General features: G+C 48.1%; 20 protein-coding genes and 1 pseudogene. 17 read left to right on the forward strand and 4 right to left on the reverse strand.

Going from position 1 to position 24,598, the window contains the following annotated elements; all coding sequences use genetic code 11:
• Positions 1–44 precede the first annotated feature (44 nt).
• Positions 45–605, reverse strand: a complete 561-nt coding sequence (locus EI981_RS11080) for a beta-class carbonic anhydrase (RefSeq protein ID WP_126998084.1) — start codon at positions 603–605, stop codon at positions 45–47.
• 327 nt (positions 606–932) lie between these two features.
• Between EI981_RS11080 and EI981_RS11085 the strand changes: the two are divergent.
• A pseudogene (locus tag EI981_RS11085) lies at positions 933–2,451 on the forward strand (carboxypeptidase M32).
• A 176-nt stretch (positions 2,452–2,627) separates the two neighbouring features.
• On the opposite strand, the gene EI981_RS11090 reads toward EI981_RS11085, so the two are convergent.
• The gene (locus EI981_RS11090; RefSeq protein WP_126998086.1) at positions 2,628–2,846 is read right to left on the reverse strand and encodes a hypothetical protein; all 219 of its coding nucleotides are present in this window, start codon (positions 2,844–2,846) and stop codon (positions 2,628–2,630) included.
• 54 nt (positions 2,847–2,900) lie between these two features.
• Entirely contained in the window at positions 2,901–3,119 is a 219-nt protein-coding gene (locus EI981_RS11095; protein WP_237172651.1) for an ArsR/SmtB family transcription factor, read from the reverse strand.
• A gap of 366 nt (positions 3,120–3,485) precedes the next feature.
• On the opposite strand from EI981_RS11095, the gene EI981_RS11100 reads away from it, so the two are divergent.
• The 9 genes from EI981_RS11100 (at position 3,486) to EI981_RS11140 (ending at position 14,075) form a co-directional block, all read left to right on the forward strand.
• Positions 3,486–4,499, forward strand: a complete 1,014-nt coding sequence (locus EI981_RS11100; protein ID WP_126998090.1) for a LacI family DNA-binding transcriptional regulator — start codon at positions 3,486–3,488, stop codon at positions 4,497–4,499.
• Positions 4,500–4,704: 205 nt separating this feature from the next.
• Complete coding sequence (locus EI981_RS11105) at positions 4,705–6,033, forward strand: extracellular solute-binding protein (protein WP_126998092.1); 1,329 nt, start codon at positions 4,705–4,707, stop codon at positions 6,031–6,033.
• A gap of 145 nt (positions 6,034–6,178) precedes the next feature.
• On the forward strand, positions 6,179–7,036 hold the full coding sequence (locus EI981_RS11110) for a carbohydrate ABC transporter permease (RefSeq protein WP_126998094.1): 858 nt from the start codon (positions 6,179–6,181) through the stop codon (positions 7,034–7,036).
• Positions 7,037–7,050: 14 nt separating this feature from the next.
• Positions 7,051–7,875, forward strand: coding sequence for a carbohydrate ABC transporter permease (locus tag EI981_RS11115; protein WP_126998096.1), 825 nt, complete (start codon positions 7,051–7,053; stop codon positions 7,873–7,875).
• A 25-nt stretch (positions 7,876–7,900) separates the two neighbouring features.
• Positions 7,901–8,920: a sialidase family protein gene (locus EI981_RS11120; RefSeq protein WP_126998098.1), complete on the forward strand. Its 1,020-nt coding sequence runs from the start codon at positions 7,901–7,903 to the stop codon at positions 8,918–8,920.
• A 99-nt stretch (positions 8,921–9,019) separates the two neighbouring features.
• The gene (locus EI981_RS11125) at positions 9,020–9,955 is read left to right on the forward strand and encodes a dihydrodipicolinate synthase family protein (protein WP_126998100.1); all 936 of its coding nucleotides are present in this window, start codon (positions 9,020–9,022) and stop codon (positions 9,953–9,955) included.
• Between the two features lie 12 nt (positions 9,956–9,967).
• Entirely contained in the window at positions 9,968–11,761 is a 1,794-nt protein-coding gene (locus tag EI981_RS11130; protein ID WP_126998102.1) for an L-fucose isomerase, read from the forward strand.
• Between the two features lie 42 nt (positions 11,762–11,803).
• On the forward strand, positions 11,804–13,483 hold the full coding sequence (locus tag EI981_RS11135; protein WP_126998104.1) for a ribulokinase: 1,680 nt from the start codon (positions 11,804–11,806) through the stop codon (positions 13,481–13,483).
• 67 nt (positions 13,484–13,550) lie between these two features.
• Entirely contained in the window at positions 13,551–14,075 is a 525-nt protein-coding gene (locus EI981_RS11140) for a NanQ anomerase/TabA/YiaL family protein (RefSeq protein WP_126998106.1), read from the forward strand.
• A 202-nt stretch (positions 14,076–14,277) separates the two neighbouring features.
• Here the strand turns inward: EI981_RS11140 and EI981_RS11145 are convergent, their stop codons facing one another.
• Positions 14,278–14,721, reverse strand: a complete 444-nt coding sequence (locus EI981_RS11145; protein ID WP_227011795.1) for a hypothetical protein — start codon at positions 14,719–14,721, stop codon at positions 14,278–14,280.
• A 275-nt stretch (positions 14,722–14,996) separates the two neighbouring features.
• Here EI981_RS11145 and EI981_RS11150 point away from each other — a divergent pair, with 275 nt between their 5' ends.
• From EI981_RS11150 to mutS, 7 genes are all read left to right on the forward strand, one after another.
• Positions 14,997–16,001, forward strand: coding sequence for an ABC transporter substrate-binding protein (locus EI981_RS11150; protein ID WP_126998110.1), 1,005 nt, complete (start codon positions 14,997–14,999; stop codon positions 15,999–16,001).
• Positions 16,002–16,028: 27 nt separating this feature from the next.
• On the forward strand, positions 16,029–16,838 hold the full coding sequence (locus tag EI981_RS11155; RefSeq protein WP_126998112.1) for an ABC transporter ATP-binding protein: 810 nt from the start codon (positions 16,029–16,031) through the stop codon (positions 16,836–16,838).
• 58 nt (positions 16,839–16,896) lie between these two features.
• Positions 16,897–17,646 carry an ABC transporter permease gene (locus tag EI981_RS11160; protein ID WP_418789064.1) on the forward strand — a complete coding sequence of 250 codons (750 nt, stop codon included), beginning with the start codon at positions 16,897–16,899 and terminating at the stop codon, positions 17,644–17,646.
• Positions 17,647–17,802: 156 nt separating this feature from the next.
• On the forward strand, positions 17,803–18,786 hold the full coding sequence (locus EI981_RS11165) for an aromatic acid exporter family protein (protein WP_126998116.1): 984 nt from the start codon (positions 17,803–17,805) through the stop codon (positions 18,784–18,786).
• Between the two features lie 271 nt (positions 18,787–19,057).
• Positions 19,058–19,600 carry an outer spore coat protein CotE gene (cotE, locus tag EI981_RS11170; protein WP_126998118.1) on the forward strand — a complete coding sequence of 181 codons (543 nt, stop codon included), beginning with the start codon at positions 19,058–19,060 and terminating at the stop codon, positions 19,598–19,600.
• Positions 19,601–19,982: 382 nt separating this feature from the next.
• Positions 19,983–21,431 carry a putative amidoligase domain-containing protein gene (locus tag EI981_RS11175; protein WP_126998120.1) on the forward strand — a complete coding sequence of 483 codons (1,449 nt, stop codon included), beginning with the start codon at positions 19,983–19,985 and terminating at the stop codon, positions 21,429–21,431.
• Between the two features lie 95 nt (positions 21,432–21,526).
• Positions 21,527–24,445 (forward strand): DNA mismatch repair protein MutS, encoded by a 2,919-nt coding sequence (gene mutS / locus EI981_RS11180; RefSeq protein WP_126998122.1) that lies wholly within the window; start codon positions 21,527–21,529, stop codon positions 24,443–24,445.
• The last annotated feature ends 153 nt before the right edge of the window (positions 24,446–24,598 follow it).

The raw sequence follows: 24,598 nt of genomic DNA on the forward strand, positions 1-24,598 counted from the left end.
CTAAGCTGCAATATTATCTATTAATCTGCAGATGTATCATGCTGTTATTCATACCCATTAATGAGCAGTTCTAGTTCCCCGGTGGTCGAGTCGATCAGCATGCCGTGAACCGGAAGGTTGGCTGGAAGCAGGGGATGATTTTTAACAATCCCAACCGTATGGATAACGCCTTCCTTCTCATTATTCACACCACGCAGCCATTTGTTCAGTCTAATCCCGGAATGCTCCAATGTGTCCAAGACTTCGTTGGAAATGCCGCGTTCCCGCATCGCTTCGATAACTCTATCCGAGTTTATGGCAGCCATCCCGCATCCAGTGTGTCCGACGATGAACACTTCTTCTGCTTTTAACTCATAGATAGCTACGATAAGACTACGCATAACGCTACCGAAAGGCTGCGAAATAATTGCACCGGCATTTTTTATGATTTTGGCATCGCCGTTTTTCAGATTCATTGCCTTCGGAAGCAATTCCACTAATCTGGTATCCATACAGGTGACAATAGCTAGCTTCTTATCGGGAAATTTGTCAGTAATATAAGACTCGTAATCCTTGTTCTCAACAAAGTGGCGGTTATGATCTAGAATAGTTTCTACACGGTTCATAGCGTGAACCTCCTTTCAAATTAAGCGGAGCTCTGATAATGGAAAACAAATAATAAATCCGCTTAAAATTTAATTATACGTATTTAAAAAAGTATCAGCAAGAGAAATGACCAAATAAAAAGAACCTGCATTGTGGGCCTAGTCTGTTTGTACTTACATAAAATTCTGACGTGTATACGATCTCAGGTAGTTGCTTCTTCTTAGGTCACGTTGAATTCTGTGGCTCGTCTGTGATAATGTCATGGTGTATTAGTCCTTCTATATGGATGACATCGTCTCAGATAATGAACAGAAAGTGGTTTAAATTAAAAAAGAGGTGAAAATCGAATGAATCAAAAAACGACGGAAATATGGGAGCAGTTCCGGGAACTTCTTCGCAAAATGACAAGTTATGATGAAGCAGTTGCCTTATTGCACTGGGACCTGCGAACCGGAGCGCCGAAGAACGGGGCCGAGGCGCGTGCCGCTACGATTGGCACGCTGGCTACGGAACATTTCAAGCTGCAAACTTCCGAGGAAATGGGCGTTTACTTAGCTTATTTGAACCGGCCCGAGGTACTGGCTGAGCTTGATGAGACGGGCAAACGTCTCGTTAGCACTGTGCAGGAACAATATGACTATAACGTAAAGATTCCGCCGCAGAAGTTCCAGGAGTACACGGAGCTCGTCTCACATGCGGAGACGCTCTGGACCGACTTCAAGAGAAATAGTGATTATGCTGGCTTCGAGCCTTACCTTACTAAAATTGTGGAAAAAAACACAGGAATTCATTGACTACTGGGGACCGAAAGCCACCCGTTACGACACGCTCTTACATATGTATGAACCAGAGCTGACGGTAGAGAAATTGGATGAAGTGTTCGGACGTCTCCGTAATCGGCTTGTACCTTTGGTCCAGCAAATTGCAGAAGCTTCGGACAGACCGGATGCGTCTTTCCTGGACAATACATTTGATATTGCTGAGCAGCATAAATTCAGCCTGGCTATGCTGAAGGAAATCGGCTATGATCTCGACGGTGGTCGGGTCGATGAGACGGAGCATCCATTTGAGACGACGATTAATCCGGGAGATGTGCGGATAACTACGCATTATTACGAGGATGATCTGACAAGCGCTTTGTTCAGTTCGCTGCATGAGGGCGGTCACGCGCTCTACGAACAGAATGTAGATTCCAAGCTGAATGGTACTCCGCTTAGCCAAGGTACTTCGATGGGGATTCACGAATCCCAATCCCGCTTCTGGGAGAATTTTATTGGTCGCAGCCGTGAGTTCTGGAATCGCTACTATGTAGAGTTGAAACAACATTTCTCTGAACAACTGAAGGATGTTTCTGTCGATCAATTCTATCGGGCGATCAACCGGGTGGAGAGCTCGCTGATTCGTATTGAGGCAGACGAGTTAACCTATAACCTCCATGTCATTATTCGTTATGAGATCGAGAAGATGATCTTCAACGAAGGCTTGCCAGTTAGTGATTTACCGAAAGTATGGAATGAGAAGTACCAGTCCTATCTCGGAGTTACCCCTTCCAATGATGGAGAAGGAGTGCTGCAGGACGTGCACTGGTCCGGGGGGAGCTTCGGGTACTTCCCTTCCTACGCGCTCGGCAATATGTACGCAGCCCAATTTGCCCATACGATCCGCAAGGAGCTGCCTGAGTTCGACAGTCTGGTTGCTGCCGGCAATCTGAAGCCGATCAAGGATTGGCTTACAGACAAAATCTATAAATACGGCAAGTCGCTGAAGCCTGCGGAAATTATTAAGCAGGTGACAGGCGAGGATCTTAATCCGGATTATTTGGCCGATTATTTGGAGCAGAAGTACAAAGAGGTTTACAAATTATAAGCTTGAAAAGTTATAAATGACTTATCATCATGAAGCGAATAGGGGCTGTTTATTAAACGGTCAAAAATGACCGTCCGAGTGATCAGGTCAAACGCAATAGAGGCGTCTCCAAGTCAGAAAATCGACTTTGAGACGCCTCTATTTTTATTATAGTGGGCCTATAAAATGAGTAGTTTTTAATCTACTTGCTTAAGAGTTTTCTCAATATTAGTTAAGCGGGTGTTTATTTCTTGTATTTGTTGCTGCAGCAGATTTGCATTTTCTTTGTCTAGTTTTAGACGCTCGTCTGCCCGTCTTTCCATACGGCGGACGACACCAGTAACAAAAACAATAATGATGATAAATATTAAAATAGGAATTAGCGATATGAATAAATTGGGCCAGATGATATGCAAAATGATCCAACTCCTTTGCTTAATTTTATTTTCTCTACTAAATAAAAACGCGATTTATTCTTGTTTGTTTTTGATGGTTAAACTACTTGCTGCTTGAGCGAGCAAATCCTCATTTAACTCGATGCTGAAGGGATTGATTTCATAATACTTCATCGCTTTTCCGTTGTCGGAAATTTCATGATACCCTTTGACAAGCTTAGCGTCCTCCAATCTTTGTAGATGCAAATAAAGCAGCGGTCTGCTAATGCCTAATTCTCTGGCCAGCTGGCTCACATATTTCTTTTCTTGATGAAGTTTAGCAATTATAGTGAGCCGAGTTCTCGAAAATCATAAAAAATAAATTTGATAAAATATGAAAATCCCTGTTGACGTGTAAGCGCTTTTAAAATACAATAAAAACGTATTAGCAAAACGTATTAGCAAAACGTATTAGCAAAACGTATTAGCAAAACGTATTAGCGGGTTGGGTTTATTAGAATATTCGTTTCAGATCCTTATCCGCTATGTTGCCTAAGCTCAATACGTTTAGTCTGACGTATTCGTGAAATTGTGTTAATGAATTGATCTGATCTCGCCTAAGCATATACAATGGATTAGGATATTTTGCCAATATGATGAAAGTTATGAGGTGTTATTAGCATGGCAAGCATTAAGGAAATAGCCCAACTTGCAAAAGTATCGCAAGGCACGGCTTCCATGGTGTTGAATGGCAAAGGGGATAAATACCGGATATCTGCCGCGACCCAGTTGAAAATATTAGAAGCTGCCAGAGAACTGAATTATCAGCCGAATATTTCGGCTAGACGGCTGCGGAGCGGAGGAGAAACGGTGCTGCCGATCATTGCCTTGTTCTGGACGCTCGACACGCGAACAGCACTTGTTGGCCGCTACCTAAAAGGCTTTCAACACGCCCTGAACGAGCTAGAGGATGAATATGAGCTATTGATTCAGCCCTATGTAGGTACTAAATTGCATGAGGTGAGAAGCTTAGTAACGGGAACAAGGTTCAATGGAGCGATCATTGCTAACTCCACCGAGGAGGATGACGAATTTCTTGAGCAGGCCGAATTGAACGTTCCGATCGTGCTGCACCAACGTGAATCAAGCAAATATTCATCGGTTAACGTCGATAGCCGCAAAAGCGGCGAGATGGTGGCAGAGAGATTATACAGGAGAAATCACAAGAAGGTAGGACTGATTGTCCCGGACGTTTCCTCCAAAGCGATCACGCTGCGCAGGGAAGGATTTCAGGATAAAGCGGCCGAGCTTGGCTTGGAGATTGATGAGGAGCATCTGATGTATGAAGACTTCTCGGAGCAGGGCGGCTACGAAGCGGTTATGAGAATGAAGGAGCAGTCGGGCTCCTTGCCTACCGGTGTATTTTCGATTAGTGACCAGATGGCTGTAGGGGCGTTGAAGGCGCTGAATGAAATCGATATTAGAGTGCCGGAGGACATGGAGATCATAGGATATGATAATGACGAAGTAACCAATTTTACGATACCTACATTATCTACAGTTCATTTACCGGTAGAAGAAATGGCGAAAGAGAGTCTGAGAATGCTGACGGATATGATGCTATACAAGACCAATGTCAAGGTTCATAAAATGTTTGACACACACATCGTAACCCGTAGATCCTGCGGGGAGTAAGCTGACACGAACTGATAGTATTATAGCCTTGTTTTGACCTAACCGGGAGGGGACGGTGATCGTTTTCTCCCTGGTTAGTGGATATATGCTACACACCATAATTCACTGCCTGAAGGGGGGTGAGCGTTAAATCGGGATCGCATTAAAGAAAGCGCTTACATTATTTTGGCAGGCAAGTTTAACTAATCCTTAAAGGGGGATAAACGTGAGAACAAAAAGATGGCTTGCAAGTTTCCTTATCGTAATGCTGTTAGCTTTACCGTTGGCAGGTTGTGCTGCCGACCCAAAACAGAAAGCGACGAATTCACCGGCATCAGCAAATAACGGCGGCAGTGGCAAGGTTGTCAACATCGATTTTTGGGGCGGATGGACAGGACCTGACCTCAATACGATGGAAGGGCTAGTTAACAAGTTTAACCAGGAACAAAGCGGCATTCATGTTGAATTCACTTCCCTGCAATGGACACCGCTCTTCACTAAATTTTTGACGGAAATGAAAGGCGGAAACCCGCCGGATGTATTGGTCATGCATCCTTTCGAATTGGGACAATTCGTGGAAATGGGTGTCCTGGACAGCAAGCCGATTGCCGATGTAGGCATAGAGACAGTGAATTACTCCTCATTTGCCTGGGGCGGGACGTTCTATAAAGGGGAGCAATATGCGGTTCCGTTAGACGTTCACATGCATGGCTTGTATTACAACAAGGAGCTTTACAATGAATCCGGAATAGCAAATCCTCCTTTGACCGGCGACGAGTTGATCGCGACAGCCCAGAAGCTGACGATCGACAACAATGGCAAACATGCCGACGAAGAAGGCTTCGACGAGAATAACATCGTACAATACGGTCTTGGCTTCTCCATGAACCACCATGTGTTCTATCAAATCTATGCTCTACTGAATCAGCAAGGTCATAATCCGTTCACCGAAGATATGAAAGCGGTTGAATTGGACGAGGACAAGATGGCTAACGCAATTGCTTTCCTGCAAGACCTTGTATTCAAATATAAAGTCGTGCCAAAAGGCGAGAAATCCCCGGTTGATGATTTTATGGGCGGAAAAGTAGCGATGTTCATTGACGGACCATGGCAAATGCCGAAGTTGGAAGATTCCAATATCCAATGGGCAAGCGCGCCTTATCCTAAAGTATTCGACAAGTCAGCCGCTTGGGGAGCTGCTGAAATACTTACCTTCCCGCTCAAGAAAGATAATGATCCTGAAAAAGCCAAAGCAGCGATCGAATTCGTCAAATGGCTGGACAATAACTCCGGAGAATGGGCTAGATCCGGTCAGCTTCCATCAAGCAATGCAGGCATGCAAACCGCCCTAAGCTTGGAAGGCAGAGAAGCATTTATTAACAGCTTAGATAACAGCGTTCTGCTTCCATCCCATCCGAAAGCGGCGCAAATTTTCTCAAGTACGGCTCCAAGCCCGATTCTGACTGCCGCTCAGGATGCCATTTTGAATAATAAAGATCCTCATGAAATTGCCAAGCAATTGAAGAAAGAGATGGACAGTCTGCTACAAGAGTAGAGAGCATCCGTTACGTCGTTGGCACGAAATGACTCGATACGGCATGGGGGGGACCTGCCTTTGTCGTATCGGGTTCATGTACCACTCTATAAATGCGAGTTCAGAACTCTATAATAACCTTAGTGGTAGAAAGGTTGACAACTTCATGAAATCACAAGGGAAAGTCGCGGCACTGTTCTTGCTGCCTTATTTGCTCGTATTCCTTGTCTTTCGCTTTGGACCGAGTGTAGCAGGGCTGTTCATCGGCTTTATGAAATGGAATATCGTTGGCGATGCCGAGTTTGCGGGGCTGGCCAACTTTAAGAAGCTATTTAATGATCCGATATTTTGGGTCTCTTTGAAAAATACATTGCTGTTTCTCTTATTAACATTGCCGCCGCTGATTGTGTTCAGCCTTTTGATGGCAGTACTGCTGAATCAGAAGCTGCGTTTCCGGAATGCTGTAAGAACGATTTCCATCATTCCTTACGTATTGATTCCGGCTGTCGTCGGTATTATTTGGAACTGGCTTTACGATAACAACTTCGGAATTCTCAACTACTACTTGAAGCTGATTGGTCTCGGGCCGATCGAATGGCTGACGAGTGAAAAATGGGCCCTTTTCTCGATCGCTCTTGTCACCGTATGGTCGTACCTCGGCTACAACATGATCTTGTATCTTGCCGGTCTTCAGGATATTTCGGCGGACTTATACGAAGCTGCCAAAATTGACGGAGCCACAGGCGCTCAGGCGTTCATGAGAATTACCTTGCCTATGCTAAAGCCGATTACCTCGATGGTGATTACGCTGACCCTCGTGAATACGATTCAAATTTTTGACCAAATTTTCGTCATGACGAACGGTGGGCCTGGAACGGCTACGCTCACAATAGTGCAATATTTGTACGGAACCGCATTCCAGAACTACAATCTTGGCTACGGCTCTGTGCTTGGCATAGCGACATTGGTCATTCTGATCGTATTTGTGCAAATTCAATCCAGATTGCTGAAGCTGGATGACTAGGGGAGGCTCACGGCATGAAATTAAAAAACACTTTGACCTATGTTGCCATGGCATTCATGGGTGTCATATTTCTATTTCCCTTACTGTGGTCTGTCGTTTCTTCGCTAAAGCCGGAAGCGGAAATTATGAATTACCCGCCGAAATGGATCGCTGATTTCACGCTTATTAACTATAAATCCGTTCTGGCTCAGTATCCGTACACTGGCTGGATGATGAACAGCTTAATTATTACCATATTGTCCACGTTGTTCGTGTTAGTTCTGACGACGCCTGCGGCTTATGCATTCGGACGGCTTAACTTTAAGGGGAAAAAAGTTATTTTTACTCTGATCGTCTCTATGCTGCTTATTCCGATTCAGGCTTACATCGTTCCTTTATTTTTGCTTGTTTCCAAATTGAAGCTGCTAAATACATTTGCTGCGCTGATTTTGGTAGCGGGCGCGAACGTCATTAGCGTGTATATTCTAACCAGCTTCTTCAAGGGGATTCCAAATGAGCTGGAGGAAGCCGCGAGAATCGATGGCTGCAAGGATTTCGGGATATTCTGGAAGATTATGCTGCCATTAACGAAACCCGCTGTCTCCACGGTAACGATCCTAATGTTCATCTCAAACTGGAACAACTTCCTGTGGCCGATGATAGCGATTCGTGCTAACGCCTTAAAGCCGCTGACAGTAGGGATCGCGCAGTTTATGGGTGGGGCGAATTCCACCGCACAATTCCAATACGGCACATCGCTTGCCGCTGCTTGTATGGCTATTATCCCGTCCGTGATCGTGTTCTTGTCTTTGCAGCGCTATTTTGTGGAAGGAATCACGAATTCAGGGATTAAGGGTTAAAGAAATATCAGGAGGGAATTTCAGCATGTTCAATGAGATTGCCAATGAATTGATTATGGGTATGGACAAATCTTTTGCCAGCTGTCACGCTTCACATCTAGCTGTCCTGCCTAGCGGAGATATGCTGGCTGTCTGGTTTGCGGGGAGCAAGGAAGGTGCGGATGACAGCGCGATCTGGTGCTCTGGCAGAACAGGCGGGAACTGGTCGCAGCCGGTGAAAATTGCCGCTGGAGTAGAGGAACCATGCTGGAATCCGGTACTTATGAATTTGCCGGGCGGCGAGCTGCTGCTGTTCTATAAAATCGGACGCCTTATCAAGGAATGGCGAACCCTCTATAAAATTTCCAAGGATGAGGGAAGAACCTGGTCGGAGGCGAGTGAGCTTGTTCCCGGAGATCGGGGCGGCAGAGGCCCGGTTCGCAATAAAGTGGTCGTTCTTTCGGATGGAACCTGGATTGCTCCGGCTTCCGCCGAGGACGGAATTTGGACGTCATTTGCGGATCGCTCGCAAGATCAAGGCCTGACCTGGAGGAGGAGCGAGGACATCGGCATCGCCGGGATTGATCGGAGTGACATCCATGCGGTGAAAAGTGAAATTCCGGTGTCGGAGCAATCTTTTTATGGCCGAGGGGTCATTCAGCCGTCTGTATGGGAGTCTCAACCGTGCCAGGTTCATATGCTTATGAGAAGCTCGGAAGGCTTCATTCATCGCAGTGATTCGCAGGATGGCGGCGTTCATTGGAGCGCGGCTTATCCTACGATCGTTCCGAATAATAACAGCGGTATGGATGTTGTACGCATGGATGATGGAACTCTGGTGCTCTGCTGTAACCCCGTTGGGACCAATTGGGGGCCCCGCACACCGCTTGTATTGATGGTGTCCTCGGATAATGGACTGACCTGGGTGGAGGAAGTTGTGCTGGAAGAAGAGGAGGGAGAATTCTCGTATCCGGCGATTATTGCCCGAGATGATCATATCTACCTGACTTATACATGGAATAGAGTCAATATCGCCTTTAGAGAGTTTAGTAGGATCTCGAAGTAATTTAGGTGATCGTGATCCGAATTTTGAAAATATTGCAGGGGCAAAAGGTTAACGGATAGGAATTGTTGTTTATTGATTACATTCGTGGAGGGAACATAGATGTTGAATCAGCCGCAATCACATATTCCGAACGGTGTGTGGCCGACGATGGTCACGCCGTTTAAAGAGAACGGAGAAATCGACTTTTTCGCCCAGGAGCGGGCGGTCGAGTGGTATATCCGGCATGGCGTGGACGGTCTGTTCGCGGTTTGCCAATCGAGTGAAATGTTTCATTTAAGTTTGGAAGAAAGAGTGAAGCTGGCCTCTTTTATTAAGGAAAAAGCAGCAGGGCGAGTGCCTGTTATTGCTTCAGGGCATATTTCTGACGATATCGAAGACCAGATTGAGGAGCTAGCGGCTATGGCCGCAACGGGCATCGATGCGCTCGTACTGATCACGAACCGGGTGGCTCGCGAGGATGAGTCGGATGATGTTTGGAAGATCAATCTTGAGAAGCTGCTGAGCAGATTGCCGGAGGAAATTCCGCTGAGCTTCTATGAGTGTCCGTATCCCTATAAAAGAATCATTTCTCCAGAGCTGCTTAGGTGGTGCGCAAGTACGGGCAGATTCCACTTTTTGAAAGATACTAGCTGTGATGCGGACAATATTCGGCAGAAGCTGAAGGCCGTACAAGACAGCTCTTTGAAAATATATAATGCAAACTCAGCAACGCTGCTGGAGACGCTTCGCCTAGGCATTGCGGGATATAGCGGCGTGATGGCGAATTTCCACCCTGACTTATACGTTTGGCTGCTAAGAAATTGGGAAAACGAGCCGAATAGAGCAGAAACGCTCATTAATTTCCTAAGTATGACCTCTCTTATTGAGAAACAATTATACCCGGTAAATGCCAAGTACTATTTAATGCTAGAAGGCGTCTTTGATAACTATTATTGTCGGGTGAAGAATCATCATGAATTCACGGCGACGAACCGCTTGGAAATCCATCAGCTGCATCAATTATCCAGGCAGTTATCAGAGCAATTCATTTTATAAGGAGGCTTATTCATGAGTACACCGATGATTGTAAACCGATTAGAGGGCGATATGCCCAAAATAGGCATACGTCCGGTCATTGACGGACGGCGCGGTGGAATCCGCGAATCGCTCGAGGAGCCAACGATGAATTTGGCGCTGGCTTGCGCCCGTTTTCTCTCGGAAAATCTTCGTCATGCCAATGGATTGCCTGTAGAATGCGTGGTGGCAGATACGACGATTGGCGGAGTTCGTGAGGCGGCCAGTACGGCTGAGAAATTCCGCCGGGAAGGCGTTGGCCTAACGATTACGGTTACCCCATCCTGGTGCTATCCGCTCGAGACGATCGATACAGATCCATGGATGCCGAAGGCGATCTGGGGCTTCAATGGGACGGAGCGTCCGGGAGCGGTCTATTTGGCAGCAGCGCTGGCCGCTCATAATCAGAAGGGCTTGCCCACGTTTAGCATTTATGGACGGGATGTACAGGATATTGGCGATGACAGTATTCCGGAGGATGTGCAGGCCAAATTGCTGAATTTCGCTAAGGCGGGGCTTGCTGTAGCTACGATCCGTGGTAAATCCTATTTGTCGATGGGAACGGTGTCGATGGGCATTGCCGGATGTATCGTGGACGAAGGCTTTTTCCAGAACTACCTCGGCATGCGCAATGAGTACGTCGATATGACCGAGTTCATCCGGAGGATGGAGCGGGGCATTTACGATAAGGAAGAATATGAGCGCGCGTTGGCGTGGACGAAGGAGAACTGCAAGGAAGGGGAAGATATTAACCCGCCGGAACGGCGAAGAACAGCGGAGCAGAAAGTAGAGGATTGGGAGACCGTGGTCAAGATGGCGCTGATCGCCCGCGACCTCATGGTCGGCAATCCGAAGCTCGCGGAAATGGGATATGGTGAGGAAGCCGAGGGGCGTAATGCCATTGCCGCCGGATTTCAGGGACAGAGAGCCTGGACGGATCATTTGCCTACCGGCGATTTCATGGAGGCGATCCTGAGCAGCTCCTTCGATTGGAACGGTATTCGTGAGCCGTATATGCTGGCAACGGAGAATGACAATTTGAACGCGGTCTCGATGCTGCTCGGTCATCAATTGACGAACGGTGCACAAATTTTTGCCGATGTTCGTACGTATTGGAGCCCGGAGGCTGTCGAGCGCGTTACCGGGAAGAAGCTGGAAGGACGTGCAGCATGCGGAGTGATCCATCTGATTAACTCCGGCCCGGCTTCCCTGGACGGTACAGGTCAGCAGTCGCTGAACGGTCAGCCGGCCATGAAGCCTTTCTGGGAAATAAGCGAAGAGGAAGTTCAGAAGTGCCTTGATGCAGCAGCCTGGTGTTCGGCGAAGGATTTCTTCCCGTCCGGCGGTTTTTCAACAGATTTCACGACACGTGGCGGCATGCCGCTGACGATGGCTCGGATCAACCTGATCCATGAAATCGGCCCAGTACTGCAAATTGCCGAGGGATATTCCGTAGAATTGCCGGAGGATGTACATGACGTACTTGATCGCCGGTCTGATCCTACATGGCCGACCACATGGTTTGTGCCGAGATTGACCGGAACGGGAGCTTTCAAGGATGTTTACACCGTCATGAACAATTGGGGCTCTAACCATTGCGCCGTCAGTTATGGCCATGTTGGTCCCCAGTTAATTACGCTTGCTTCGATGCTGCGTATTCCGGTAAATATGCATAACGTACCTGAGGAAGATATTTTCCGTCCAAGCGTATGGTCGGCCTTCGGCGCTAATGATGTAACCGGAGCGGATTACCGAGCATGTGCTGCCTTTGGACCTCTGTATAAATAATTGCTAGTGCGGAACTGGAGAGAAGAGGGGAGGAGCATAGATATGGATGTACGGTATGTACTCGGAATTGATTATGGCACGGAGTCAGGGCGTGTTGTACTTGTAGATGTGAGTGATGGCCAGGAGATAGCTTGGCATGTGACGCCTTATCCTCATGGCGTCATGGATGTGGAGCTTTCGGGAACTGGGGTCAAGCTGGGAGCGGAGTGGGCGCTGCAGCATCCTCAGGATTATGTGGAGGTGCTGAGGAAATCCGTTCCCAAAGTTCTGGAGATTTCCGGCGCTCAGCCGGAGCAGATTATTGGGATTGGTGTCGATTTTACCTCCAGCACGATACTTCCCGTCGATCAAGATGCTAATCCGTTATGCTATGCCGAGGAGTTCCGCGGTGAGCCTCATGCTTATGTAAAGCTGTGGAAGCATCATGCAGCCCAGCACGAGGCTAATCTTATCAACGAGCTTGCAGCTTCGCGGGCAGAGAGTTTCCTCGGAAGGTACGGCGGCAAGGTGTCTTCCGAATGGATGACGGCCAAAGCTCTCCAGGTGCTTCGGGAACGCCCCGATATTTATGACGCGGCAGACCGCTTTGTAGAGGCTGCGGATTGGATCGTATTTGTCATGACCGGGGCTTTGAAGCGAAATAGCGGGTGCGCTGGTTATAAATCGCTTTGGCATCGCAGAGAGGGATATCCTTCGACGGAATTTTATCGGAATCTGGATCCCCGCTTTGCTTCGTTTGCTGAGGTTAAACTGAAGGGAGATATCGTGACACTGGGCGAGTCGGCAGGCTTACTCACGGAAGAGGCTGCAGGCATGATGGGCCTGCGACCAGGTATAGCCGTGGCCCCGGGCATTATTGACGCTCACGCAGCGGTCCCGGGGGTTGGAGCGACCACATCCGGAGATATGGTACTGTCGATGGGAACCTCGTTATGCCATTTACTGCTTAGCGATCAGGAAATTCAAGTGGAAGGCATTTGCGGCATAGTGGAGGACGGAATTATTCCCGGGCTGTATGCTTATGAAGCCGGCCAGCCGGCTGTAGGGGATATGTTCGGCTGGTATGTGAAGCAGGGGATACCTGCTTATGTGGAAAGGCAGGCCGAACAGGCGGGCGTGTCAGTTCATGAATGGCTGGAAGCCAGAGCGGCTAAGCTACTGCCCGGCGAGAGCGGGTTGATCGCACTCGATTGGTGGAACGGGAACCGTTCGAACTTGGTGAATTCCGAGCTCAGCGGCATGATTATCGGCCTAACACTGCAAACAAGACCCGAGGAGATTTACCGGGCTTTACTGGAATCTGCGGCGTTTGGGACTCGCCATATTATCGAGGCGTTTGAAGCTGTCGGGGTAGAGGTTCAGGAACTGTACGCTTGCGGCGGATTGCCGCAGAAAAACAAGCTCCTGATGCAGCTATATGCGGATATCACTGGTCGAGAGATTAAAATTGCCGCTTCAGCACAGACTCCCGCACTAGGAGCAGCGATGTTTGGGGCGGTAGCAGCTGGTTCCTTACGAGGCGGCTATGATACGATTCAGGAAGCAGCCAAGCATATGGTTCATCTCCAGGAACAGAGCTATTCGCCGAACACAGCGCATCAAGCAATGTATGATGAGCTATATAGGGAGTATCGCCGACTGCATGATTATTTCGGCCGGGGCAGTAATTATGTAATGCCTAGATTAAAGCAGCTGCAGAAAAAGGCCGTTACGACTTCCTGACTCTTTACAACGAAGCGATATCAACCTTAGATTTAATTACATTTGTAAAAAGAAGGAAGGAAAACCGATGATACTGGGTGACATCAGGAACCTGGATCAAGAGAAGCATTTATACCCTTCGGCTGTACGAAGAGGGCTGGAATATATAATGCTGCATCAGCTAGAGGATGCTCCACCCGGTAAATATGAGCTGGAAAGTGAAGAGATGTTTGCTATTGTCCAGGAGTATACTACGATGCCGATTTGTGGTCAGCAATACGAATCTCACTACAGCTATATCGATATTCAGTATTTGGTGAGCGGTATGGAACGGATCGGCTGGAAAAGATATGATGAGAGCTTGAAGATTAGCGTAAACCGCCTTTGCGAGGACGATATACAATTTTATGAGGATGGCTTCAGCTTAAGCGAGACAGATAAATTGTCCGGTAAAGAGAGTTGGCAAAGGGAAGGCAGTGACTTGATTATGGAGCCAGGGTTGTTCGCTGTGTTCTTCCCAACGGATCTGCATCGCCCATGTGGTCACGTGCACAGAGAGAGCAGAATTCGCAAGATCGTTATAAAAATTCACCGAAGTCTCTTCATGATTTAATAAATCCAACAAGGTAGAAATCCGTTCACAAAGGCGAATGCAGCATAGGCTTCCGAAGCAGCTGTTCTTTTGTTCTTAGTTCCCTCAGTTCATTTTAATAGAACTGAGGGTTTTGTTTTCTCTTCTCATTTTATGCGGGAAGTCGAAATTCGTTGGGTGACAAGCCATTTAAACACTCTGTATAGCGGTAATTTCCTATCACTTAGTCTTCAATCAAAATAAACTCTTTAAGGTTGTCTCGAATATAACTGCCAATTTTTTGTATGGTTAATGGAGAGGCTTCATTGAATTTATTGGACAAAGGGCTTATTAATTCAAACAGTTCTTGATTACGGACAATATCTTCACGCGTCACATTAAACTCATCCAAACTTCTCGGATGATGATATGTTTTAAGAACCGACTCGACGCTTTCGAGGATTTGTAGCATATGTTCATCCCTATAATAGTTGACTCCAGATTTGATTGCTGACCAAATTCTAGGCTGAGCAAAAAAATAAGCACTCCACCAATAAAACTCTTCCAGGGATTCAACTGCGTGATCATAAAATACGTGAAAAGAGAACAACGCCCGTTGACCATCGGTAAGATCACTATAAAATTTTTCCTTGATCATCGAGCTATTCTCTAAGGTATGATCGGCCATTCTTTGCTTGTAAGCGCGTATTAGCGGCTCGAAACAAACATGGCACACTTCTTCAAGACTTAGCGAATCCAATTCCCATCTTTTCACCTTTGAAATCAATATATAAATCACTCTCCTCTCCAACATTATACAGGAGAAGATCGAAATGGATATACATGATGTGCATCTTGACAATGGAGCATCGCCCCCTTCCTGGTACTTAACCATTTGCCCAGTTCACGCATACACATAGAACAAAGCCTAATTTTATGGTGACTGTGAAAGAGGTGACAGGCATGATCAAGCGAAATGCGATGCTGCTGATTGCCCTCCTGGTGCTGTTTACGTCGGGATTGGCGGGTTGTGCAGGCGGTAGCGGGGCAAAGATCAGAATCGGTGAGGTTACGCGTTCGGTCTTCTATGCACCCGAATATGTTGCTCTGGAGAAGGGATTCTTCAAGGAAGAAGGTCTTGATGTTGAGCTGCAGACGACAGCTGGCGGAGACAAGACCATGACGGCGTTGCTGTCCGGTGCAATAGACGTAGCTCTGGTCGGAGCTGAGACATCCATATACGTATACCAGCAAGGTGCGGAAGACCCGGTCATTAACTTTGCCCAGCTGACACAGACGGACGGTACCTTCCTTGTTGCACGGGAAGAGACAGGTGAATTCGATTGGTCGAAATTGAATGGGAGTGTCTTCCTCGGTCAAAGAAAAGGCGGTATGCCGCAGATGGCTGGTGAGTTTACACTCAAGAAGCATGGAATCGACCCTCACGCCGATCTGGAATTGATCCAAAATATTGAATTCGCCAACATAGCCGCTGCGTTCGCATCAGGTACGGGACAATATGTTCAATTGTTCGAACCGCAAGCTTCGATATTTGAACGTGAAGGCAAGGGCCATGTTGTAGCTTCGTTTGGTACGGAGAGCGGACAGCTGCCCTATACCGTATTCATGACCAAGCAGAGTTATATGAACAAGCATAAAGATGCAGTCCAGAAGTTTACGAACGCGATCTATAAAGCCCAGATGTGGGTTGGATCACATACGCCGGAGGAGACCGCGAAGACGATAGCACCCTACTTCAAAGATACAGATATGGACATTCTGACCAGCTCAGTGAAGCGCTATCTCGAGCAAGGAACCTACGCTTCAACACCAGCCCTACATGAAGAAGCCTGGAACAATCTGCTTGATGTTATGGATAGTGCGGGAGAACTGAAGGGACGCGTAGAGATGGCGAAGGTGGTTAACAATGATTTTGCGGAATCTGCAGTTAAGGCAAGTTCCAAATAATTAACCGGACGGAAGGGAGTGTGAGCGGTGGTTCCTGTCGTAGAACTGAAGGATTTGGATCATTTATATTTAACGGATCGGGAAGCGATACTTGCACTCAAGGGGATCAATCTGGCCGTGAATGCGGGTGAATTTATCAGCTTGGTTGGCCCTAGCGGCTGCGGCAAGACCACGCTTCTATCACTGATTGCCGGATTATTGTCCCCGTCCCGGGGACAGGTGCTGCTGCATGGCAAGCCGATCATGGGGCCAACACCTGAGATCGGCTACATGCTGCAGCAGGACTATTTATTTCCTTGGCGGACGATTCTAAGTAATGCACAACTTGGTCTTGAATTAACCAGAAGATTGAATGAACGTAGCACCCTTATGGTCATGGAGCTTCTGGAGGGGATGGGGCTAGGGAATACAGCGAATCAGTATCCGCATCAACTCTCAGGGGGGATGCGGCAGCGTGTGGCGCTCGTCCGTACTTTGGCAACGGACCCGGACCTGCTGCTTCTGGATGAGCCTTTCTCGGCGCTCGATTATCAGACGAAGCTTCAGCTGGAGGATCTTGTCGTTGATACGCTTAGGCAAAGGGGCAAGACCGGGATACTGGTCACGCATGATTTGTCAGAAGCTATTGCGGTGAGCGATCGGGTTATTGTCCTTGCCGCGAAGCCGGGAAGAATGAAGAGCACTTATGATATCCCGGACAACATTCGAAAACTACAACCTTTCTATGCCAGAGAGGAAGAAGGCTTCAACGAGTTATTCCAGGAAATATGGCGTGATCTGGAGACTTCGGAGGAGAGGGGGATGAAGGATGTCGCTCACACAAACTTTGAAGGTTAATCATGGGGAGAAGGATTGGATCAAGGAGCAATGGCACAGGCATCGTCGGCAAAAAAGCATGCGTAGACGTCTTGTACTAAGTACTCAACTAGCGCTTCTGTTTATATTCATCGGGTTATGGGAGCTGGCTGGTCAATTGAAATGGATTGACGTCTTAATCTTCAGCTACCCATCCAAGGTCGCTCGGCAAATTGCCAAGGATGCCTTGTCCGGCGAACTGTGGCCACACCTTGGGATTACGGTGGCTGAGACGGCGGTCGGTTTCTTACTTGGAACGTTGATCGGAACTGCCCTAGCGGTTGTAATCTGGTGGTCGCCGTTCCTGTGCAGGGTGCTGGATCCTTATATGGTCGTGTTCAACAGCATGCCTAAGGTTGCGCTAGGGCCGATATTTATCGTGATGTTCGGAGCGGGTTATACAGCGATCGTCATTACGACACTGTCCATTACGGTCATCGTTACGACCCTAGTGGTATATAACAGCTTTAACGAGGTGGATCAGAACTTGATCAAGGTTATTCGAACGTTTGGCGGCACACGCCGTGACGTGTTCTTAAAGGCGATTCTGCCAGCCTCATTCCCTACGATCGTATCCACCTTAAAGGTGAACGTCGGCATGGCTTGGGTAGGTGTCATCGTTGGAGAATTTCTCGTCGCAAAAATAGGGCTAGGCTATTTGATCGTCTATGGTTTTCAAGTGTTTAATTTCACCCTGGTGCTGTCCAGCCTGGTCATTATTGCTATTGTGGCGACGGCGATGTATCAACTGGTCGTATATATTGAACGCAAACTGCTGAAGGAGCGGTAAGCTCCTTCTTTTTTTGTTGCCATCGCATTGCCCGTCTTTGGCAAATCGAGTACGATGATGAAGTGAAATAGATGAATTTTGAATCCAGGAATTCAGGTTAATTTTGCGCAAATGTTCAAAAGGTATATCTAGAGTCTGTTAATAAAGGGTGATTAGATGGGATTCAGAGTAATTAAGACAGCGATCGCCACGGTACTGGCTATCATCATATCTGACGCGTTTAACATCGAAGGCGCACTATCCGCCGGCCTGCTGGCCATTCTGGGGGTTGATGTAACGCGCAAGCGCAGCATTGCAACGGTATCTTCCCGATTCTTTGCCTCCATCTTGGGCCTCATTATGGCGTTTATTCTTTTCTACATACTTGGCTTCCATATTTGGGTGTTGGCCGTCTACATCTTAATCGCATTCCCGCTCCTTTCCCGCGCGAATTTCAAAGAAGGAATCGTCACGAGCTCTGTCGTGGTGTTCCGTGTATTTGGTGGTGAGGTGATTAGTCTGCAGGTGATGGCAACGCAGATCGAATTACTATTGATCGGCCTTGGCTCCGCCATGATCGTGAATCTGCTATATATGCCGAAGGAGGAAGATAAGCTGTTCAAGATCCGCCTTAAAGTAGACGGGCTATTCTCGGTTATTTTCAAGCATATTGCGACATCCCTTCGTGATCCGGAGCATCTATGGGATGGCAAAGAGTTAATTGAGGCAGGCAAATTGGTTGACGAAGGGCTAGCCTCTGCAAATCGAGCCCTTGAGAACCAGTTGATCTCGCCGAACGAGGCATGGAATGTCTATTTCTATATGCGTAAACAGCAATTGGATCGAATCGAAGGGATGCTTGAAATGATCTCTCTCGTCTATGAACGGATTCCACAAGGTGAAGCCGTGGCCACGCTATTTGAGCAGCTAAGTGTCGATGTAACCCGGGAGTTCTATTCAGGGCAGACGGAGGAAATGCAGATCCAGCTTGACCAGCAATTCAAACAGATGAGGCTCCCTGCATCGCGGGAAGAGTTCGAATTACGAGCCCATCTCCTGCAACTCTCCCGCGAGCTAGCTTATTTCCTAGAGATCGCTAAGAAGGACAAGTCACGTCGTACGGTTCAGAATTCGGCTGGAGCTGATGCAGAAGAGTCTTGAGCCAAGGAAATATGTATGTTTAGTTCATATTGTAGGCAATAACGAACCTCTCGGGGGTGCTTTTGCACAGAAGCCCGAGAGGTTCTTTGTAAATTGCAGAATAACCAGAGAACATATATTTTGAGTTATCATTACATATATATATTTTAAGGATTTGGATGGATAAAGCTTGACTTATAGGCATTCACATAATTATTTATGCTTACATATTCAACATTTGCCTATGTCCCGCATACATATGTATGGAATGATGTATGGAGGAGGTTCTAACATGTCATTGAAATATCAAAGTAGAGAGATTATCACGAAAGCGATCTGCGGAAAAGGTCGTAAGTTCTCTACCGTAACACATACCGTGACTCCGCCTCATAAGCCGTCTAGCATTCTGGGGGCCTGGATTATCAACCACCAGTATGAAGCGGTAGCGGCCGGCGACGGAATTGAAGTTATTGGTACTTACGATATCAACATCTGGTACTCCTATGATAAAAATTCGCAGACTGAAGTAGCAAAGGAAACGGTGTCTTATGTAGATAACGTTCCGCTCAATTACCTGGATTCCAGACACCGCCCTTCAACGGTAGAGGTTACTGCGGAGGCAACGCAGGAGCCTAGCACCGTTGAGGCAAGTGTGACTGGCGACGGACGGGTATCGATTCGTGTAGAACGTGAATTCGCCGTAGAACTCGTGGCAGAGACGAAATTGAATGTTCTTGTCGTGCCTGGCAATGCTGAAGACAAAGAATATGATTTCGGATCTGACTCCGAAGATTACGAGGATTTAGATCCAGACCTCCTCGACGACGAGCTTTAGGAGAGTGCTTCAAGAAGCGAGCTGCTGCATTGCAGTTTGAGCCCCGAAGCTTTTTGACATCCTTAAAACGTATGTTCAAAAAGTCAGACCTTCAGCACCAAGCAGCACCGAGATTCCTGCTCCGATAAGCGTTGTCTTGATAAGCTTTGGCTGATCGTCTAAATCGTGATCCGAGGGGGACTTTTTGAGCTACCTCTTAAGAAGTGGGTAATTGGATTATAGTCTACTATATGCGGCAGGGGCGTCGTCGTCGAGGGCGGCTGCCCTCTTTTTGTTTTTAATTTGAGGATTGAGTGGTCCATGCCTAGGTAGTTGTTAACGGTTATCTATGAAGGGAAATCCAAACTTTGTTAATTCCAAGCTGAGTGGGGGTATCAATGAAATGAATTCTAAAAAAAGCCATATCCTACGAATTTGTATGCCCACCAGTGCATCTTCACGGGAAATGACCTATAAGCTCAACTCGTTGGCTGGGCCCTATCGTGTTCTGCAAGACCCTGTCGCCAATCCACGACCGTGGGGGAATGAATCTGCGACCGCCATGAACAACGTCGTCTATGGGCTGCCAGAGGCCTATCTAGCGGATGAGGTTGTTGAATGGAATATCAACCGCGAACTTGGCCGCTATATGAAGCTTACCTCAACCGAACGAGAGCGACGTTTGGTTACTGCTGGTTTACTTGCTTCTTTTGAATCCTCAAGATCAGGCAGACAACGAATATACAAGCGCCGGTTCGTAGTGAGCGTATTTCATCTGCGTACCTTGCGTGCAATTCCGCTAGGCCGTTCAGGAGTTGTCCGGTCACCCGGGCTTGAGCCGGAACAGGGCACGCCGCTATGTAGGCGACTGGGGAAGACGGCGATCCGGGCCCTGTACGCGTTCGGTCTTGACATGGGGGATGTGGTTATCGCTGCAGGCGAGGAAGGCCAGTATACAGTTGAAGAGGTCTCACCGATTCCTGACTTTACTGATACCGCAACAGTACAGCTGTACGCGGATGCGATGGCGGATCATTTGCGGGAGCTAGATCAGTTCTCTAACGAGGAGGCTGAGGTGCTCATCGGGATGGATCCGGAATTTATACTCTTTAACCACAATACGGGCAAAGTCGTACCTGCTTCGCGGTTCCTCAGTCATCACGGAGAAGCGGGTTGCGATGTGCTGCGTTTCCAGGGACGTAGATTGCTGCCGCTTGCGGAACTGCGTCCTGCGCCAGGGCGCGACCCTGAAGAAGTTGTCCGCCATCTGTTGCATGCTTTTCGAACGGCGAACACCTACATTTCCGACCGGAATCTACTCTGGCAGGCCGGGGGGATGCCACAACGCGGCTTTCCGTTAGGCGGGCATGTTCATTTCAGCGGAGTCCCACTGACGAGCGAATTTCTACGAGTTCTAGACAATTACTTGGCGCTGCCCGTATTTCTACTCGAGGACAACAGCAGCTTTCGGCGCAGGCCGAACTATGGATTTCTGGGCGACTACCGAATCAAGAGCTATGGTGGATTCGAATACCGCACACTGCCAAGTTTTCTCATCTCGCCTTTAGTCACCAAAGGAGTCATTGCCCTGGCTAAGCTAATCGCGGAAGATCCAGAACATTTCAAGCGCAGACCATTGCAGAACGAGGAAGTGTTCCGTGCTTTTTACAGCGGCCAGCCGGGGCGAATCCGGCAATCCATACTTCCGCTATTGTCGGATATCGTGGAGGCTGAAGGCTTTAGTCGTTATGAGAAATATTTGGGTCCCTTTCTAGCAGCGGTAAAGTCAGGAGTAACTTGGGATGAATCCACCGACATTCGCAGGCCCTGGAAAATACAAAACCACTCGTAAGCCTCCATTCCTTTCTGTTATAATAGACTTCTAGTGCGAGTTTAAAAATGGACTCTTTGAATGTCTTTTTATGAATGGTAAGGTGGAGGTTTCTCATGGCTAACTATACGCCGATGATTCAACAATATTTGAGTGTGAAGGCTCAGGCGAAGGATTCCTTTCTGTTTTTTCGTTTGGGCGATTTTTATGAAATGTTCTTTGATGACGCAATTCTGGCATCCAAGGAGCTGGAGATTACGTTAACCGGCCGCGACGGAGGCACTTCTGAGAAGATCCCAATGTGCGGTGTTCCCTATCATTCGGCTGAGAACTATATTCAGCGTCTGATTGAAAAGGGGTATAAAGTGGCGATTTGTGAGCAGGTTGAAGATCCTGCCACGGCCAAAGGCGTCGTCCGACGTGAAATTGTACGTGTGGTCACGCCAGGCACGATTATGGAAGGCAAGACGGTAGCGGAGCATACGAATAACTACATACTATGCGTTACCGAACAAGGCGGCAATATGGCGCTGGTGGTCTGTGATCTCTCTACAGGGGAGCTCTATGTAACTTCGGCTCCTGCCAATAAAGAATGGTTGCGTGATGAGATCGGATTATATGATCCGTCCGAAATTATTGGCGATGCCGAACTGCTTGAATGGATCAAGAGTCAGGCGTCCACGATTGGAAAGCCAGTAGTGTATACCCCCTGGGATCGAGGGAAGGAAGAGACGGGACGCAAGCAATTCGGTGAGGCAGCTTGGCTTAGACTTGAACCGGAGCGTCAGCAGGGAATTTCTCTGCTTGTCGGATATCTGAGTGAGACCCAGAAGCGTTCACTTGGGCAGCTTACAAAGATCACTGCCTATGAGCCAGAGCAATATATGATCCTCGATCCGTTTACCCGTCGTAATCTGGAACTAGTCGAAACGGTGCGGGAACGCTCTAAGAAGGGCTCCTTACTGTGGCTGCTTGATAAGACCGAGACATCGATGGGTGCGCGCCTGCTGCGCCGTTGGGTTGATAAACCGCTGCTGCAGAGGAGTAAAATTGAGGAGCGGCTGGAGGCGGTTGATGCGCTGCATCGCGACTTCATATTGCGAGAGGATCTCCGCATCTTGCTTGGTGAGATCTATGATCTGGAGCGCCTGACCGGACGGATTGCCTTTGGTAGTGCAAATGGACGGGACCTGATCGCCCTGAAATCTTCCTTACGACAAGCACCAGCATTGAAGCAGCTGTGCGCGACTTCAGCATCTGACACGCTGCATAAGATCGCTGCCAGCATAGATATATGCGAGGACTTGGCCGAGATGATCGAGACCTCGATTGCGGACGAGCCCCCGATATCGCTGCGTGATGGTGGAATTATCAAGAAGGGCTTCCATGCTCATCTGGATGAGCTCCGGGAAGCGGGGATGAACGGAAAACGCTGGATCGCCGAACTGGAGGTATCGGAGAGGAAATTGACCGGGATCAAGTCATTGAAGATCGGTTATAACAAAGTGTTCGGTTACTACATCGAGGTGACAAAGGCCAATTTGTCCATGCTGCCGGAGGGCCGTTATGAACGGAAGCAGACACTGGCGAATGCCGAACGCTATGTAACGCCAGAGCTTAAGGAGAAAGAACGTCTCATCCTTGAAGCAGAGGAGCAAATGGTCGATCTGGAGTATGCGCTGTTCCAGGAAGTGCGTGAGAAGATCGCTGCCGAGATAACGAGATTACAGTCACTGGCAGAGAGAATCGCTGAGATCGATGTGTATCGTTCACTGGCTGTCGTTGCATCGGATGGGAAATTCGTCCGGCCGGTCCTCAGCGAAGGCTATGACATGGTCATTGAACAAGGTCGCCATCCTGTGGTGGAGTCGGTGCTGAACGATGCGGCATTTATTGCCAATGGAACTGATCTGCGCAAGGATGCAGCAAGTATTCTATTGATTACCGGTCCGAATATGGCCGGGAAGAGTACGTATATGCGTCAGGTTGCACTTATTTCCATTCTGGCGCAAATCGGCAGCTTCGTACCGGCGGGAAAAGCGGAAATACCGTTGATTGACCGTATATTTACGCGGATCGGGGCAGCTGATGATTTGATTGGTGGGCAGAGTACTTTCATGGTCGAGATGGCCGACATTCAGATCATGACGGAAAAAGCGACTCCGCGCAGTTTGATTATTATCGATGAGCTAGGGCGCGGAACGTCGACTAGCGAAGGTATGGCGATCGCTCAAGCCGTAATCGAATATGTACATGATCATATCGGCTGTAAGGCGCTCGTCTCAACGCATTTCCATGAGCTGGCTATGCTGGAGAAGAGTCTGGCGAATCTCCACAATTACAGCATGGCTGTTCAGGAGAGCGGTGATAAGGTCCACTTCCTGCGCAAGCTGATCCCAGGCGCCGCAGACTCCAGCTACGGGATCTACTGCGCTCGCCTGGCAGGGCTTCCCGAAGGCATCATTGACCGCGCATACGGTTTGCTGCAGGGCTTTGAACTGTCGGCGGCGGAAGCAGCGGCAGCTCAGCAGGAAGATCATGATGCATCGGTTACTGGGAATCGTGGAACAAATGGTGCTAGCCTCGGCATGAGCCGTCAACATACATCTGAAGATGTGAAGAGCGTGGTTTCGAGTCAACAGGCCTTTGCGGACAGAAATGGGATTGACTCCGATGTTAGTGAGGCTGGTGCGGATTACAGGGCACTGCAAAGCTCGGATATGGCCGGAACTAGTCAGCCGGAAGGGCTTGGTATTAGTGGTAGTGGAACAGGAAGTATGGGCGTCCCATTGGGTGAAGTCGATACTAGTAATCCTAGTGAAGTTCAGGTTGCTGCCGGTGAGGTTGTCCAGCTATCGATGTTCGAGGATGATCTGCCCGAGCCGAGACATGGCAAGCAAGCATCTGCTGTTCATCAGCCGGCGGCGCTGAAGCAAATGGTAAGCATGGTGAAGCATGCTGACTTGATGAACATGACACCGATTCAGGCGATGCAATTGATTAATGAGTTGAAGATGAAGGCGAATGAGCTGTGATCAAGTTTTTATAAACTCTAACGAAACTATAGATCGTTATTTCCGCAAAAGCAGCGCTTAATAAAATTTAACGAAACTACAGATCGTTATTTGGCAGAATTCAACATTTTGAGCTGATAATTTGATTAAATAACGATACCCAGTTTCGTTATG

The sequence above is a fragment of the Paenibacillus lutimineralis genome (assembly GCF_003991425.1).
Taxonomy (GTDB): Bacteria; Bacillota; Bacilli; order Paenibacillales; family Paenibacillaceae; genus Fontibacillus; species Fontibacillus lutimineralis.

What these genes read in the sequence shown, in the direction of transcription:
- EI981_RS11080 (WP_126998084.1), bottom strand. Translation starts at nt 605, where the DNA reads ATGAACCGTGTAGAAACTATTCTAGATCATAACCGCCACTTTGTTGAG.
- EI981_RS11100 (WP_126998090.1), top strand. Translation starts at nt 3,486, where the DNA reads ATGGCAAGCATTAAGGAAATAGCCCAACTTGCAAAAGTATCGCAAGGC.
- EI981_RS11110 (WP_126998094.1), top strand. Translation starts at nt 6,179, where the DNA reads ATGAAATCACAAGGGAAAGTCGCGGCACTGTTCTTGCTGCCTTATTTG.
- EI981_RS11115 (WP_126998096.1), top strand. Translation starts at nt 7,051, where the DNA reads ATGAAATTAAAAAACACTTTGACCTATGTTGCCATGGCATTCATGGGT.
- EI981_RS11120 (WP_126998098.1), top strand. Translation starts at nt 7,901, where the DNA reads ATGTTCAATGAGATTGCCAATGAATTGATTATGGGTATGGACAAATCT.
- EI981_RS11125 (WP_126998100.1), top strand. Translation starts at nt 9,020, where the DNA reads ATGTTGAATCAGCCGCAATCACATATTCCGAACGGTGTGTGGCCGACG.
- EI981_RS11130 (WP_126998102.1), top strand. Translation starts at nt 9,968, where the DNA reads ATGAGTACACCGATGATTGTAAACCGATTAGAGGGCGATATGCCCAAA.
- EI981_RS11135 (WP_126998104.1), top strand. Translation starts at nt 11,804, where the DNA reads ATGGATGTACGGTATGTACTCGGAATTGATTATGGCACGGAGTCAGGG.
- EI981_RS11140 (WP_126998106.1), top strand. Translation starts at nt 13,551, where the DNA reads ATGATACTGGGTGACATCAGGAACCTGGATCAAGAGAAGCATTTATAC.
- EI981_RS11145 (WP_227011795.1), bottom strand. Translation starts at nt 14,721, where the DNA reads ATGGCCGATCATACCTTAGAGAATAGCTCGATGATCAAGGAAAAATTT.
- EI981_RS11150 (WP_126998110.1), top strand. Translation starts at nt 14,997, where the DNA reads ATGATCAAGCGAAATGCGATGCTGCTGATTGCCCTCCTGGTGCTGTTT.
- EI981_RS11160 (WP_418789064.1), top strand. Translation starts at nt 16,897, where the DNA reads ATGCGTAGACGTCTTGTACTAAGTACTCAACTAGCGCTTCTGTTTATA.
- EI981_RS11165 (WP_126998116.1), top strand. Translation starts at nt 17,803, where the DNA reads ATGGGATTCAGAGTAATTAAGACAGCGATCGCCACGGTACTGGCTATC.
- cotE (WP_126998118.1), top strand. Translation starts at nt 19,058, where the DNA reads ATGTCATTGAAATATCAAAGTAGAGAGATTATCACGAAAGCGATCTGC.
- EI981_RS11175 (WP_126998120.1), top strand. Translation starts at nt 19,983, where the DNA reads ATGAATTCTAAAAAAAGCCATATCCTACGAATTTGTATGCCCACCAGT.
- mutS (WP_126998122.1), top strand. Translation starts at nt 21,527, where the DNA reads ATGGCTAACTATACGCCGATGATTCAACAATATTTGAGTGTGAAGGCT.